The following is a 14,467-nucleotide window of genomic DNA, read 5'->3' as shown; positions in this document are numbered from 1 at the left end:
TAGACATCAGGGGAGCTTTTAACAGTGTAAATGAAGGGAGGAAAAGTTTATGAGTCGTTTGACGAAGCAAGAAAAAAGCTGGGTTTTCTATGATTGGGCGAATTCTGCTTACTCCATCTTAATTACGACAGCTATTTTTCCATTATATTTTAAAGCAGCCGCAAATGGGGCAGGTCTTGCTAGTTCTACCTCGACTGCGTATTTAGGGTATGCGAATTCCTTCGGGACTCTGCTTGTTTCTATTTGCGCACCAATTTTGGGGACCATCGGTGATTTTAGAGGCTTAAAAAAGAGATTATTTACCTTTTTCGTCATTCTTGGTATCGCCTTTACTGCCCTGCTTGCTGTTGTCCCTAGTAACCAATGGCTTATCCTCTTAATCTGTTATGTTATTACCGTGATCGGCTTTGGCGGTGCCAATATCTTTTATGACGCCTTTCTAGTTGATGTAACGAGTGAAGAGCGAATGAATAAAATATCGGCCCGCGGGTTTGCGATGGGCTATATCGGAAGTACCATACCGTTTATCATCGGTATAGCTCTTATTCTATTATCTCAGCAAAGGATTCTGCCCCTGTCTGTAACTGTTTCCACACAAATTGCCTTTGCTATTACAGCAATTTGGTGGGGAACCTTTACGATTCCCATGTTAAAAAATGTCCAGCAGGTATATCACGTCGAGAGGGTTGCAAAACCGGTTTCTACCAGTTTTAAAAAGGTATTTCAAACACTAAAACGGATTAAGGCTTACCGCCCTTTATTTCTTTTTCTAATAGCTTATTTCTTTTATATCGATGGGGTCCATACGATTATTACCATGTCAACTGCATATGGAACGGACCTAGGGATTTCATCTACAAATCTGTTAATCATTCTATTTGCCACTCAAGTCATCGCCGCTCCGTTTGCGCTTGTTTATGGTAGGCTGGCAGATAAATTCACTGGAAAAAGAATGTTACTAGTCGGTATTTTTATCTATATCATTATTTGTATCTATGCCTATTTCATGAAAACCACTTTAGATTTCTGGATTTTAGCGATGCTTGTCGGGTCTTCACAAGGCGGGATTCAGGCACTGAGCCGATCGTATTTTGCTAAGCTAGTACCGAAAGAAAACGCGAATGAGTTCTTTGGCTTCTATAATATTTTTTATAAATTTGCTTCAATCCTCGGACCAGCTTTAGTCGGTTTCACCGCCCAAATAACTGGTAACACAAATGCTGGTGTATTTAGTTTAGTTATTTTATTTATCTTAGGAGGCGCTGTTTTATTACGCGTTCCGGAAACAAATGAGAAAATGTCATAGATTACCCTAAACGAAACAACGCCTTGGAACTTTTCCAAGGCGTTGTTTCATGTCAGGCAAAAAGATCTTTAGAAAGGATCATTTCCTTTTCGAGATGACTGGCTCGAATACCAAATTTAGGTTTCAATGGACCAATTTCTTCACCTAACAAGAGTTTAATTCCTAAGTAAGGAAGGTTAAGACCTGTTAAGCAGCTAAAATGCATCCCCCCGCTCATTCGCGGATTTATTTCTAGCAGTTTAGGGACACCTTGATTATATTTAACCTGAATATTAAAGATATACGGTATATGATAATGTTGGTGAAACCTTTGGGCAAGCTGAATAAGCTCATGGTGGTCTACGATTTCTCTTATTCTTCCTTCCCCTTTCATCCTTGGAATTGCCGCATATAACTGCTCCTTCGATGACAGACAGTCAATACTGTATTCTGGACCGTCTAAATACTCTAACACCATTAGATCTGGGAAAACCTCTTGCTGGCTTAAAATTTCACAGGCATAATGATATGGGAGGCGGCGGCTGCTAGCCCTTCTAAAAAGATGGTCGATGCTTTCTATTTCATCCTCAATGACCCGGAAACCAGTAGCTCCTTCACCTACAACAGGTTTAAAACAAACTGTATGTCCCTTTGCCCGTAGACTTTCATACGCTAATTTGAAATCATGAATAGTATTCACAACGTAAAAATCTGGTATCGAAACAAGTTCCGCCCCATCCTCTTCCTTCGTTAGAATGGAATGATAGGCAGCTGCCTTATTATCCAATGTTTCCATTAAATCAGAATCTGGACATACCAGGACTTTAACTCCAATATTTTCAAAATCAGTCAGCCTTTTAGAAATGCTGACATTTTCTTTCCTTGGAATGAAAATATCTATCTTATGCTTCTGACAAAACTCAAGACAAAACTCAATATATTCCTCACCAGATACGGTGGGTTCAGTAAAGGCATAATCACAATACTGCAAATAGAGAGCATCCTTATTCGAATGAGTGCCAAAAATCACGAACCGCCGCCCCTCATCATTCGAACGAATCAACTCCATAAAATGCGTAACCGTCGTAAACCACCTATTAAACCAAATCCTCATAAGCAACCTCTTTCTCGTTGAAATTATAATTAAAAAACCTTAACCATTATTCGCCTACAAAATCCATTTTATACATTTCCCGCCTCCAATAATGTATAAATGAGTGTATAAATGATGATATAATGTATAACTGGTGACAGGCACCACAAAGGAGTGCACCAAAGGAGTGTTGGATATGTGTGGACGTTTCACGTTGACGGCGACGGTGGATCAGTTGATTGATCGGTTTGATATTGAGTTTTTTCTTCAGGAGGAGGAGTATTTGCCAAGTTATAATGTGGCTCCTTCTCAGTCGGTGTTAGCGGTGATTAATGATGGCACTCGTAATAAGATGGGGTTCTTACGCTGGGGGTTAATTCCTCCTTGGGCAAAGGATATGTCGATAGGTTATAAAATGATTAATGCGCGTGCCGAGACCTTAACAGATAAACCTAGCTTTCGAAATGCTTATAAGAAAAAACGCTGCTTAATTGTGGCTGATAGTTTTTATGAATGGAAAAGGGTCGATAGTAAAACCAAAATTCCAATGAGAATTAAACTTAAATCGAATGATTTATTTGCGATGGCAGGACTTTGGGAGAATTGGAAATCACCTGATGGCAAGTCAATCTATTCATGCTCCGTGATAACAACGAGTCCTAACGAGTTAGTGGAGAATATTCACGACCGGATGCCTGTGATATTAAAACCAGAAGATGAAACGGATTGGCTCAATCCTTCCATCACAGACACAGCTAGACTCAACTCATTGCTAAAACCGTTGGACCATGCGTTAATGGAAGCCTATGAAGTCAGCTCATTGGTTAATTCACCGAAAAACAATTCAATTGAATTGATTCAAAAAATCTGCTAACTCATAAGAAATGCCTAACCCGCAACGGGTCAGGCATTTTACTATACATGGGAATAGGTTGAATTTATTTTCATAACAAAGGTCATGATGGCCGTCGTATCTAAATTAGAGGTGTCTTCGGTAATTCCATTTACTTTTTTAACAATCTGCCTTTCAATAAAGTTCATTTTACTAACCAGGAATTCCCCGCCAAAAATACCATTAGCAATAGATATCTTTCTAAACTCTTCAGGGAAGGCAGCGTCAAATTGTTCAAGGGCAGTTTCTCCGTCGTGCCAGCAGCAAAGGAAAAGACCCAGTTTTTTTGTTAACAGTTCGTCATAATGCTTTCCGATAAAATGTTTTATTTTCCCTTGAATGCTTCCGGCATGGATGGAACCGCCAATGATTACTATGTCATAATTCCGTACATCAAAAGTAATTTTATCGCGTTTTAAATCAACCGCTAAAACTTCCCCTTCCAACCACTCACTCACTAATTGGACCGCTTTTTCTGTTGTGCCATGAGATGAGCAATATACAATCAATGTCTTCATAAATCATCCTACCCTCCATGGAAAATATTTTCACCCATTACGACCAAAGGTCATTTTGCCGGACATACTGTTGTCTTATTACCATTATAAACCAGCGATAATCGATATCCCGAATAAACATTGGCAATATTTCTACAATTCAACCTCCCTCGTAACCAATATCACCTATTCATACCGCCCCCCTTTTCTGGAATAAAATGGTTAGTATAAAAATAATATGATCATGAGGTGATAAAATGGATTCCATTACCTTACCAATGATCTTGTCAGGACCAATAGTTCGCAGGGCAGAACCTGATCAACTAACAATCTGGATTGCTACAAGTAAAAGTTACCAAATTCATGCAAAGGTTTTTCGTACCACGTCAGGTAAGGACTCTAATTCTTTTGACTATCATATTATCCAAACAAAATGTGAGACTAAAATGATACGAATGGGTAAACAGCTGTTTATTCATTTGATTCAACTCTCCCCATATCGTGATACCTTCCCAACCGATACTTTACTCGGTTACAATATTTATTTTAAGCGAGGCTCTGAGCTTCAAGACTTAAGCTCCATCGGTTTACTATCGAAAGATAATCCACACTCCATCACGTACGGCAGCCTTAACTATCCTTCCATTTTTCTTAACAGCTCAGCAAATAGCTGCAATGTCCTGTATGGTTCTTGTCGAAAACCCCATGGCGAAGACGAGGATACCCTCTCTATTGCAGATATTTTGCTAGAAAAGGAATATAATAATTTTCTTGTTCGACCAAGCAGTTTATTTCTGATGGGGGACCAAATATATGCTGATGATGTCTCAGACCCATTGTTTCCCGTGATTTCTAAACTAAGTGAAGAATTAATTGGGGCGAGGGAACCCCTCGAACTACTAGATGGACAGCTAAAATCTGAACCTTTCTGTACAGCCTTGAACCAAGTCAACGGCAGGCAATATATTATGGAGAATTTTTGCCAACTTACCTCCTCCCATACCAGCAATCACCTAATGAAATTCGGAGAGTATGCTGCCATGTATCTGCTGTCATGGAGCCCGCAGCTATGGGAAACAGCAGAGGAATATGCACTTTTTGAACAATACGATGAATGTTTAAAAAAGAATCAAATTTATTTTGTGTTTCCCAAAGAAGAGAAATATGCAAAAGAACACAAAAACGAAGAATTTCGTTTAAATAATCGTTACACTGAGCAGCAAGAAGCACTGATTTCCTTTCAGCATTCTCTTTATCGAATACGTCGTCTCCTAGCTAACACACCAACTTATATGATGTTTGATGATCATGATATAACTGATGATTGGAATGTATCCTCTAGGTGGAAAGAAAATGTTAAAAGCTCTGCTTTAGGGAGTCATGTTGTTGCCAATGGATTATCTGCTTATTGGGCTTTTCAAGGATGGGGCAATGCCCCACAATCCTATGATGATAAATTTCTATGGATGATGAAAACTTATTTTAAAATGCTAAGTATTGGAAAAATCAATACCTATCAAGAAGTGTGGAAAAATACCTTATGGGACTTTGACTCTTGGCATTTTGTTGCACCGACAAATCCACAAGCACTTTTCCTAGACACGCGCACACAAAGAGAATATAGGATCGAGCCAAGACCAGCAAAATTCGGGCAACTTATCGAGGAAAGCGTCTGGGCTCCTCAGCTGATTAGTCAAAAAGGCTGGGAACGTATCACAAGAAGCCTGTATGCTAGCAAATGGAAAAGCGGCAGCCCATTAATCATTGTTTCCGCAACTCCCCTATATGGACTGGGACTTATTGAAACGTTTTTACATGATTATGTCTATCCCTTAAAAGTCTTGGGAGTAAATGTCCATACTAAATTTGATTTTGAAGCGTGGAAGTATAATGGCAAAGGATTTACTGAATTCCTCCAACAGGTAGCTGCATGGAACCCTGCCAGGTGTATTATTTTATCAGGAGATGTTCATTATGCCTCTGCTGTTACCGCTGCTGTTTCCTTTAAAAATGGGCAAGAGCTGACAATTAATCAATTTACCAGTTCTCCACTAAAAAATATGAGTTTCCGTGGATTGTGGGGTACTTTGATGAAACAAATAATGGCCCTTAATTCACTAAAAAGAAAAAACAACCAAATTTACCGTGTTTGTACCCCTTCCTATTACATTAAAGAAGTTAATGAAGGAAATATTTCAAACTCTTATTTATGGATGGATATCGTCAACTATAAAACATTAGAAAATAATTCTATCATGGAAACAAATAACAATCTCGGCTTCCTCATGGTTAGAAGAACAACAATAAAAAACTTCTTGCTAAATCATCATCACATATTCATACAACCATGAAAAATAGTGCTCCACTAGATGTGGCAGCACTATTTTTCAATGATGTCTCCTTTTTGAGTAATAAAGAAGACCTTCGCACGTTCATTCATTTCATTTTGATAATATCTTACTTCCATTAATACAGGAAAATTCGACTTCTGTAAAAATTGACTAAGCTTTTTCATTTTCTGTATTTCGTTTTCTTGATTTACATGTGTCCAATTTTCCTTAATATCGATAGGAATCGAGGTTGAGAGAATCGAAATGTTTGTTTCATTATAGGTAGGAATATTTGGCCCAAAGAATTCCCCTTTGTCCTTTATTTGCAATGCTTTAAACATTCCTACATCCAAATTTGGAAAAAGCTCTTTTATTTGTGCTTTAAGGTTTATCGCTAACTCACTATCCCACATAACCTTTGGATAATTATCGGAATAGCCGGGAGGAGAGTCAATATCTTCCTCAATAATAAATAAGAGGTTTGAGTGCTCTTTTGGATAGGCAAATCCCTGGTATGTTTCACTTAAAAAATTGTAAACAACTTTAGTGAGGACAAATTCTGTCTGATATTTTTCGGTAATATAGGTTTTCATATTTTTCTCATGTTGTTGTTTACCCCAAGGTGTTCCGTAAAACACTGAATAAGCGTAAACACTAAAAGAAAGGATAAGTCCGGCAAATACCATTAGGATTATTTTTGTTGCCTTTATATTCCTCACCTCCGTAGTTTTCGGAATATTATAACTATAATATTCTTCATACTTTTTTCTTATTCCTTCTAGTAAAAAACTATAGTAGAAATAAAAAAAAGACGTACAAAGTGTACGACTTATTGATTCAGTTATTTCTTCATTAACTTTTGAATCGTTACAAGGACCTCGTCTAAAACCTCATGGTCCCCCTCTTGAATTCTCTCAATTACACATGTCTTCAGGTGGCCTTCCAGCAAAAGTTTTGCTACACTATTTAGTGCAGATTGCGTTGCAGATATTTGTGTAATGACATCATCACAATAGGTATCCTTTTCAATCATTCCTTTAATTCCTCGTATTTGACCTTCAATACGATTGAGCCTTGTAACTAGGTTACTCTTCACTTTATCCGAATGATGACTTTTACGATGGCTGCCTGAAGTCGCGCAGCAGGAGTCATCATTCATTTCTTCCTTATAGTCATAATCGAACGACATTCCATCACCTCATTTTTTGTTATTATATCATACCCCCCTATCGTAAAGCGATAGGTCATCTATGAAAGTAAAAAAGAAACTGACAAGTGTACAGTCAGTTTCTTTCCTATTTTTCAAGTTATCCTATTTTTTCAACCGAATCAGCTTCTTGATACTTATATTCATGTTCCCAGAAATCAGCATCTTTAATCCCTAATTTTACCGGATCAAACACAGGATCTTTTCCGGCTTTTAACTGAGCTTCATAGTCCTTTAGAACTTTCAAAGCAGGTTTCGTTAAAAGTAAAATTGCAATAAGGTTCAGCCAAGCCATTGCACCAACCCCTACATCACCTAGTGCCCATGCAAGACCTGCTTCTTTCACGCAACCATAGTAGACCATACCTAAGATAACAAATTTAAGAATATATTCCGTCCATTGATTCTTATTCTTTCTAATATAAGCAAGATTCGTTTCCGCCATGTAATAGTACGCCATAATCGTTGTAAATGCGAAGAACAACAGTGCAATCGCTACAAACGGCGCACCAAATCCTGGTAATACGGATTCAACTGCCGCTTGTGTGTATCCAGGACCTGCTTCAACTTCTGTAAGGTTTGTAACAATTGGTTCTTGCCCGTCAGGTGTTACATTATACATTCCTGTCATAAGAATCATAAAGGCGGTTGCAGTACAAACAAACCAAGTATCAATATAAACGGAGAATGCTTGCACAATCCCTTGCTTAGCAGGATGTGATACTTCCGCGGCTGCTGCAGCATGCGGACCTGTACCCTGACCTGCTTCATTGGAATATATACCACGTTTTACTCCCCAAGAAATCGCAGCACCTAAAATTCCCCCATATGCTGCATTTCCACCAAATGCACTTGAAAAAATTAAAGCAAAGACATCAGGAATTTGAGAGAAATTTGCAAATGTAATAATGAGAGCAACAATAATATAACCAACAGCCATAAATGGTACAACAAATTCAGCTGTTCGTGCAATCCGTTTTACTCCCCCAAAAATAATAGCGGCTAAGACTATAATTAATACGATACCTGTAATACTTGTATTGATCCCGAAAGCATTATCGATACTGATAGCAATACTATTTGCCTGCACCCCTGGTAAGAGTGCTCCAGTAGCAATAACCGTTACAATCGCAAATAATACAGCATACCATTTAAGCTTCAGTCCTTTTTCTATGTAGTATGCTGGACCGCCGCGAAATTGACCGTCTTGTTTTGACTTATATACTTGACCAAGAGTGGATTCTATGAAGGCTGAACCAGCACCCAAAAACGCGATTAACCACATCCAGAAAACAGCCCCTGGACCCCCGAATGCAATTGCAGTGGCAACACCTGCAATGTTTCCTGTCCCAACCCTGCCGGACAATGCAAGGTTTAACGCCTGAAAGGATGAAATTCCGGCTTCTGATTTTTGACCTTTAAACGTCAGCCTAAAAATATCCTTTATATGCCTGATTTGAAGAAACCGAGTTGATAACGTGTAAAATAAACCTACCCCTAAACATAAATAAATCAGTGCCTGACTCCAAATAATTCCATTTAACCAATTTACGATACCTTCCAAGTAAATCCCCCTTTTCTCCTTTTCTAATACCTATTATATAACAGCTTGTTTATAAAAATAAAGAATTTTTTGAATACTTTGTTAGAACTTCTTACATAAAAAAAGCCTATTACCAAAAAAAGTAATAAGCTTTCCTTCCTATTTAATCCCCAGTTTTTCTTCAATAAAATACTCTAAAGATTTAAGTTTGTTGTTTCTGTCTCCAAATGGCAGAAGGAGCTCACTAGCTTCATCATCTTTCTTCATTCTATCCATTTCTCTATGCAGCGTCTCCATTTTCCGGTCTAAAAGCCCTGCCATTTCTGCAGTGGATTTTAATTCATCCAGCATTTTTTGAGGAATTTCCTTATTATATTTATAATAGATTTTATGCTCTAGGCTTGCCCAGAAATCCATTGCAATGGTACGAATTTGGATTTCTACCATGATTCGTTCCTCACGGTCAGACATAAAAATCGGAATTTCCACAATCATATGCAGACTTTGATAACCATTTGGTTTTGGATTTTTTATATAATCCTTGTATTCAATAATTCGGACATCTTTTTGATTCGCAATCATCCTGCTAATCTCATAAATATCCGAAATAAATGAGCAGGTAATCCTTATCCCAGCAATATCTTTAATAGTAGATTTAATACTCTCTAAGGTAAAATCACATTCTTTTCTTTGGACTTTTTTAAAAATGCTCTCGGGTGATTTTAATCGCGATTTGACATGTTCTATTGGATTATAATCATGAAAATAATTAAATTCATCTTTAAGTATATTTATCTTTGTTGTCATTTCATCAAGGGCGAATTTATAGGCCATCATAAAACGAGTAAGTTCAATTTTAATTGCTTTTAAATTTTTTAAATCTAAGGTCTTTTCCATTCCCGGCGGTTACTCCCTTTCAACGTTTATTGCTCTACTTCCGTGTCAACAGATTGTAATTTTTTAATTTCTTCTGGTGGAAAAATTAACCGGCAAATTACTTTGGCAACTTCACGATAATCTGTCACATTCCCACATTGTTTCATTTTATCGGGTGCTTGCTCTGCCAACGTCATCAACGACCATGTAACGGTATTTAAATCTAAATCTTTCCAAGTAAGACCTTTCTCATATGCCTTTGTTAAACCTGAAAGAATTCTAGTAAATATCTTTCGCTTTGCCGCAGCCAAGACCTCAGCAAATTCTGTATCCTTCGCCAACAATTCAGGAAGCAGCCGCTGCATTCCCATCTCCTTAATACGGCTATCATGTGCCTCTAATAGAGAAGCCAGAGTGCTTTCTGGATCTTTAACACCCCAATTTGGTTCGGGCGGCATTAACATCTCAATCTGATTCTCTAACAGAGACATTAATAGCTGTCGTTTATCCGAAAAATACCGATAGAAAGTACCAGTCGCTACCCCGGCATGTGCTGCGATTTCTTTTGCAGTTGTATGCTCGTATCCTTTTAAGATAAACAATTCATGACCACTTTTTAACAACAAATCTCTTTTTTGCTGGGCACGTTCCTGTTTAGGGATCAATGGAAATTCACCAACCAGCTGGTCTTCACGGTCTGACATTTTTCTCACCTCATCCCTATTATACCACAATTCACAAATATTGAACCCTAGTTCATGTTTCCATTGACAGATTCTCTTAATCATGTAATACTTGAACTATAGTTCATGTTATTTTCAATTGATGTTCACACCCCTTGGCATTGATTGTAAATAACATGAACAAATTATTTATTTTTAGCCTTTTCGAAACTTTTTACTCGCTTTTTTTGTTTTTATTCATATATAATATTCTATAATTAACTTTGGAAGGTGTTGAATTGTAATGGCAAATCAATCTGATAAAAAAGATATTTCAATTAACTCAAGCGTTTCACTAAAGGGAATTGTAAAAGCCATTTTCAACGATACCGTACACGTGCAAATTGGCGGCAAGATTATTACATTGCCAAAAGCTGATTTCATGTTAGATAAATCAATGAACTAAAAAAAGATCTAGAAAGCCCATTGCCGCTGATGCAATGGGCTTTCTTTTATTAGGTTACTTACATTACAAGCTCATAATGGAAGGATATGGCTTTAATTTTAAGGATATAAGAGTTATTTCCACGACTTTCCTTGTCAAGATAGTTGAGCCGGCCATATGCCGTTTTTTCGACTTTGTAAGCAAAAACTTGCAGTGCTATGATGGTACTGTAATAACAATAAAGCCGTGATTTAACGGTAAAAACCGGAGGGATTCATTATCCATTATTTGAAATTGAAGTATACAAATGAAATGGAAAAGGGTTTGCTAAGTGCACACGGAGTATGTTATGAAGTTTACAAACGAAAATTAAATGTGAGAATGGAAGTTGAAAAACGGCGTGAGCTGGACCACCTAATTTGTAAACGGCTGAGCGCAGATTTTGACGGAAGAATACACGCTTGATATATAGGAGGAGCCTCCTTAAAGGGAGGCTCCTTATTATTTACCGCAGCAAGATAATCGTTTTATAATTTGGTCTTGTGATCATGCGCATGAGATATGCAGATTCGTCAGCGTTTTCTCTCCTCTTTCCGTTTAAAAAATTTATAATGGTCTTAGAATCTCTAATTCCAATTCCATGGCCATAAAATTTATCATTCCCAAAAAAGATTACATTTTCTGCCCTCCACCACGGCTGCTTCGGGTCAAAATCCGGGTTTTTAAAATGCAAAACGTCGCCAATGAGAAAATCCTCACCATTTTTTTGATACACAGGAAGATCCTCATCAAATTGCCAATCCATTAAGTATAGACGTCTAAAGTACGTATTAAAAGCCCTCGGGCCAATCGTATAGAGGCAGGCAATGTACAAAACAATGGCAATCGCTGTAGCACATTCGAAGGCATATTGCTCACCATTTTTCACAATATCTTCGATTCCCTCTGAGGGATTCACTCCCTCACGTAGTAAAAATCCTCCATTTGGCAATCGATACCAGTATTTTCTGTTAGGAAAGGAATAAGCAAAAGTTGTAAATTTTGCACCGCTTTTGTCTAATGCAGTTGCTGCTTTTACTGTATTTACTCTGAATAATAATTCAAATTTCAGCTGCTGTATGGATTCATAGTAATAAATCACAGGGTAAGCCGCCATTTGTTTTAGAATAGTTTTTTCCTCGCTGCTTGTTATGACATTACTCAGTTCCTCAGGCTTAACAATCCGGCCATTTAAACTAATCATTTGATACCTCCTTTTTACACCATATGACTCTGTTCCTAGTAACATGCAGACAAAAGGCCAGAATCCATAGTTATGGACCTGACACAGTAATAAAGACTATTTATTTTTTAAAAAATGAACAATTAATCCGCCAACTATGGAGCCAATGGCTGTTAATCCAAAAATAATAAAGTACAGACGCTCAGCCAAATCTGCCATTCCTTCACCTGGGAAAAACTCAGCCTTTCCATAAAAAGCAATGGCGGCTATAAACAACACAAATGATGGTACCCAAACAATCCAGCTTGGTTTAACCTTTATAAATAAAAACGGGATAAGTAACCCAATAAGAAATAATACAAAGAAAAACATCTTTTCCACCCTTCCAGTATCCTTTATTCATTAGACGAATAAAAAACCCCTTACGTTCCTTCCAAAAGGATGGGATACGCCTATTTTTCAAATAAAAAAACTGGAAAGAAACTTATAAAGTTTCTCTCCAGCATACTTCTTTACCGGTTTAGTATGGTGACAGCTACATTATTCAGTTTTCCACCAGAACTAGAAACGATTGTTAAGGTTTCACCTGCCGCAAATGATAATCCCCTTTTCGAGAATAACCATTTACCATCTGGTCCCACTACAGCTGTACCTAGAGGAGTCGGTTGATTACTTTTTGAGATTGTAATAGTCACTCCTGGTCCAAAAACATCACTCGTTCCGGATACATTTAATGTTCCTGAGCTTGGTATAAAGTTTACAGGCTGTACTGTCAGTTTATCAGGAGCTGGTGTAATCGTAACAATAGATTCATTTGTTGAATTTTGACCTTTTGCGTCTGTAACTGTTAATTTAAAGCTTACAGGGATAAACTGTTTTGGGAACGTGAACGTTGGCATAGCTGCCCCTGCATCGCTCAGTGAAACCGCGGGACCGCTAACCTGTTCCCATTTAAAGGCAGCTGCATTGGTTGATGCACTTCCATCAAGCGTTACCGCTGATCCCTGTTTAACCGTTTGAGCCGGACCTGCATTTGCGATAGCTGGGTCAGCTGTAACATTGACTGGGAGTGATTCTTTACCCCCTTTAGCGGAGGTAATGGTAATGAATGGCGGAATCTTTTCCGGTTTATTAATTACAAGTGTTCCGGAGGCTGGGATCTCCCCAAATCCTTCTGCAGTTAATGCCGGTTTATTCAATTGATCGCTGGATGAAGCGGTAATATATAGGTTATCTGAATTTGTGTCATATTTTGCAGTTCCTATAATGTGGTCGACAGGTTTCATCTTTTTGGTACTAATCGGATTATCAGATCTATTCGTGACGATGACTGCTGCAGGTATATCTCCAGTAAATGGAATACGGCCAAAATATTGTCCTGTTGTCCCCTTCATTGTTACCGCGCTCATTCCGTCACCAGTAACATCAATTGTATATTGTGCATCTTCCTCTGTAGAGGCGAACACATCAATCGTACCTTCACCTGCGATATCCTGGCTGTATGTAGCTCTGATGACATCAACACCAGCAGTTGTTGCTTCTTTCCCCATTAGACTGAATAAATCCGTCTGGATACAGTCTGGTCCACAAGTACCATCGCTTCCTATACCTGGCCCTTGAATTCTAAAATAGTTTTGTTCCTCTGTACCATTAAAATATCCATTCTTTATTTTATGTTCAATGTCGGGGTCTCCCACATATCCTGGAGGTGCTCCGGTATCCCATTCTAGGAAAGTTCCAATCCGGCTTGTCTTAGCCCCTTCGAAACCGCCATTTATCCCAATATCTTCAACGAATCTTATTTCACCAGGGTCATTTGCTCCAGTTTCATCCGGATCCGCAGGAGTAGCAGTAATTTTATCGACACCGTACGGATGAGAGATGATGTATTCTTTACCAATTTGTAAATCGTCTATTCGAAACCGAACCCTGCCAAATACAATTTGGTCTCCATCCTGGACAATTTCATTTGCCCATGCTGCTTCAAGAGCGAAGGTTGCAACAGCGTCCCCACCCGAAGGCATAGTAATTTCAGTGCCAGCCAACTGATAAAAAGCTTCTTCATGAAAATTACCATTCTCAACTGACAGGGGACCTTCTGCAAATTCCCCGGCAACAAAACCACATAATCGATCCGTTGCATCTACACAAAGTTCCAGCCGTTTACCTTTTGAATCCTTATACCATACAGGATAACCATATTCCCCGATAGGACCAACCTTTGTAAGTTTTGGAATCTGATTTATTGGTACCACGTATTCCGCTTTTGCCCCGTTATCTCCCCATATGCCGCTGCTAATTATTAACACTGCTGTAATAACCAAAAGGAAAACGCTTTTCATGGGTAATGCTTTCTTTTTCTTCCTTCTACTGCCTCTTGGTAACATCCACAACCCACCTTTTTTATTTTTTGCA

Annotated in this window: 15 protein-coding genes; 5 read left to right on the top strand and 10 right to left on the bottom strand. The window is 38.3% G+C overall.

What is annotated here, in order from left to right; all coding sequences use genetic code 11:
- Positions 1-49: 49 nt before the first annotated feature.
- On the top strand, positions 50-1,306 hold the full coding sequence (locus tag QNH29_RS12640; RefSeq protein ID WP_283865107.1) for an MFS transporter: 1,257 nt from the start codon (positions 50-52) through the stop codon (positions 1,304-1,306).
- Positions 1,307-1,358: 52 nt separating this feature from the next.
- On the opposite strand, the gene QNH29_RS12635 is transcribed toward QNH29_RS12640, so the two are convergent.
- Positions 1,359-2,399, bottom strand: a complete 1,041-nt coding sequence (locus QNH29_RS12635) for an ATP-grasp domain-containing protein (RefSeq protein ID WP_283865106.1) — start codon at positions 2,397-2,399, stop codon at positions 1,359-1,361.
- 175 nt (positions 2,400-2,574) lie between these two features.
- On the opposite strand from QNH29_RS12635, the gene QNH29_RS12630 reads away from it, so the two are divergent.
- On the top strand, positions 2,575-3,252 hold the full coding sequence (locus QNH29_RS12630; RefSeq protein ID WP_283865105.1) for an SOS response-associated peptidase: 678 nt from the start codon (positions 2,575-2,577) through the stop codon (positions 3,250-3,252).
- Between the two features lie 41 nt (positions 3,253-3,293).
- Here the strand turns inward: QNH29_RS12630 and QNH29_RS12625 are convergent, their stop codons facing one another.
- A complete protein-coding gene (locus QNH29_RS12625; protein ID WP_283865104.1) occupies positions 3,294-3,788 on the bottom strand; it encodes a flavodoxin domain-containing protein in 495 nt (164 codons plus the stop codon).
- Positions 3,789-4,024: 236 nt separating this feature from the next.
- Between QNH29_RS12625 and QNH29_RS12620 the strand changes: the two genes are divergently transcribed.
- Complete coding sequence (locus QNH29_RS12620) at positions 4,025-6,118, top strand: alkaline phosphatase D family protein (protein ID WP_283865103.1); 2,094 nt, start codon at positions 4,025-4,027, stop codon at positions 6,116-6,118.
- Between the two features lie 29 nt (positions 6,119-6,147).
- On the opposite strand, the gene QNH29_RS12615 is transcribed toward QNH29_RS12620, so the two are convergent.
- The 5 genes from QNH29_RS12615 to QNH29_RS12595 form a co-directional block, all read right to left on the bottom strand.
- A complete protein-coding gene (locus QNH29_RS12615) occupies positions 6,148-6,816 on the bottom strand; it encodes a YfjL-like protein (RefSeq protein WP_481858798.1) in 669 nt (222 codons plus the stop codon).
- Between the two features lie 122 nt (positions 6,817-6,938).
- Entirely contained in the window at positions 6,939-7,256 is a 318-nt protein-coding gene (locus QNH29_RS12610; protein ID WP_481858829.1) for a metal-sensitive transcriptional regulator, read from the bottom strand.
- Between the two features lie 148 nt (positions 7,257-7,404).
- The gene (locus tag QNH29_RS12605) at positions 7,405-8,868 is read right to left on the bottom strand and encodes an alanine/glycine:cation symporter family protein (protein ID WP_283865100.1); all 1,464 of its coding nucleotides are present in this window, start codon (positions 8,866-8,868) and stop codon (positions 7,405-7,407) included.
- A 138-nt stretch (positions 8,869-9,006) separates the two neighbouring features.
- Positions 9,007-9,744 (bottom strand): GTP pyrophosphokinase, encoded by a 738-nt coding sequence (locus tag QNH29_RS12600; protein WP_283865099.1) that lies wholly within the window; start codon positions 9,742-9,744, stop codon positions 9,007-9,009.
- Between the two features lie 26 nt (positions 9,745-9,770).
- Positions 9,771-10,427, bottom strand: coding sequence for a TetR/AcrR family transcriptional regulator (locus tag QNH29_RS12595; RefSeq protein ID WP_283865098.1), 657 nt, complete (start codon positions 10,425-10,427; stop codon positions 9,771-9,773).
- Between the two features lie 262 nt (positions 10,428-10,689).
- On the opposite strand from QNH29_RS12595, the gene QNH29_RS12590 reads away from it, so the two are divergent.
- Both QNH29_RS12590 and QNH29_RS30415 read left to right on the top strand, forming a co-directional pair.
- Positions 10,690-10,851: a hypothetical protein gene (locus QNH29_RS12590; protein WP_165979054.1), complete on the top strand. Its 162-nt coding sequence runs from the start codon at positions 10,690-10,692 to the stop codon at positions 10,849-10,851.
- A gap of 291 nt (positions 10,852-11,142) precedes the next feature.
- On the top strand, positions 11,143-11,295 hold the full coding sequence (locus QNH29_RS30415; RefSeq protein ID WP_481858828.1) for a YuzK family famiily protein: 153 nt from the start codon (positions 11,143-11,145) through the stop codon (positions 11,293-11,295).
- A gap of 40 nt (positions 11,296-11,335) precedes the next feature.
- Here the strand turns inward: QNH29_RS30415 and QNH29_RS12585 are convergent, their stop codons facing one another.
- The 3 genes from QNH29_RS12585 to QNH29_RS12575 form a co-directional block, all read right to left on the bottom strand.
- On the bottom strand, positions 11,336-12,073 hold the full coding sequence (locus QNH29_RS12585) for a protein-glutamine gamma-glutamyltransferase (RefSeq protein WP_283865097.1): 738 nt from the start codon (positions 12,071-12,073) through the stop codon (positions 11,336-11,338).
- A 96-nt stretch (positions 12,074-12,169) separates the two neighbouring features.
- A complete protein-coding gene (locus tag QNH29_RS12580; RefSeq protein WP_283865096.1) occupies positions 12,170-12,433 on the bottom strand; it encodes a hypothetical protein in 264 nt (87 codons plus the stop codon).
- Between the two features lie 131 nt (positions 12,434-12,564).
- Positions 12,565-14,439, bottom strand: a complete 1,875-nt coding sequence (locus QNH29_RS12575; RefSeq protein WP_283865095.1) for a PKD domain-containing protein — start codon at positions 14,437-14,439, stop codon at positions 12,565-12,567.
- Positions 14,440-14,467: the final 28 nt, after the last annotated feature.

Source organism: Neobacillus sp. DY30 (genome assembly GCF_030123065.1).
GTDB lineage: Bacteria > Bacillota > Bacilli > Bacillales > Cytobacillaceae > Neobacillus.
The sequence above is the reverse complement of the archived record's forward strand: the minus strand, read 5'-3'. Positions and strand labels throughout refer to the sequence as shown.

Coding starts and splice junctions, on each gene's coding strand:
- QNH29_RS12585 (WP_283865097.1), bottom strand. CDS start 12,073: ATGATTAGTTTAAATGGCCGGATTGTTAAGCCTGAGGAACTGAGTAAT.
- QNH29_RS12630 (WP_283865105.1), top strand. CDS start 2,575: ATGTGTGGACGTTTCACGTTGACGGCGACGGTGGATCAGTTGATTGAT.
- QNH29_RS12595 (WP_283865098.1), bottom strand. CDS start 10,427: ATGTCAGACCGTGAAGACCAGCTGGTTGGTGAATTTCCATTGATCCCT.
- QNH29_RS12600 (WP_283865099.1), bottom strand. CDS start 9,744: ATGGAAAAGACCTTAGATTTAAAAAATTTAAAAGCAATTAAAATTGAA.
- QNH29_RS30415 (WP_481858828.1), top strand. CDS start 11,143: ATGGAAAAGGGTTTGCTAAGTGCACACGGAGTATGTTATGAAGTTTAC.
- QNH29_RS12610 (WP_481858829.1), bottom strand. CDS start 7,256: ATGAATGATGACTCCTGCTGCGCGACTTCAGGCAGCCATCGTAAAAGT.
- QNH29_RS12635 (WP_283865106.1), bottom strand. CDS start 2,399: ATGAGGATTTGGTTTAATAGGTGGTTTACGACGGTTACGCATTTTATG.
- QNH29_RS12620 (WP_283865103.1), top strand. CDS start 4,025: ATGGATTCCATTACCTTACCAATGATCTTGTCAGGACCAATAGTTCGC.
- QNH29_RS12640 (WP_283865107.1), top strand. CDS start 50: ATGAGTCGTTTGACGAAGCAAGAAAAAAGCTGGGTTTTCTATGATTGG.
- QNH29_RS12625 (WP_283865104.1), bottom strand. CDS start 3,788: ATGAAGACATTGATTGTATATTGCTCATCTCATGGCACAACAGAAAAA.
- QNH29_RS12590 (WP_165979054.1), top strand. CDS start 10,690: ATGGCAAATCAATCTGATAAAAAAGATATTTCAATTAACTCAAGCGTT.
- QNH29_RS12575 (WP_283865095.1), bottom strand. CDS start 14,439: ATGTTACCAAGAGGCAGTAGAAGGAAGAAAAAGAAAGCATTACCCATG.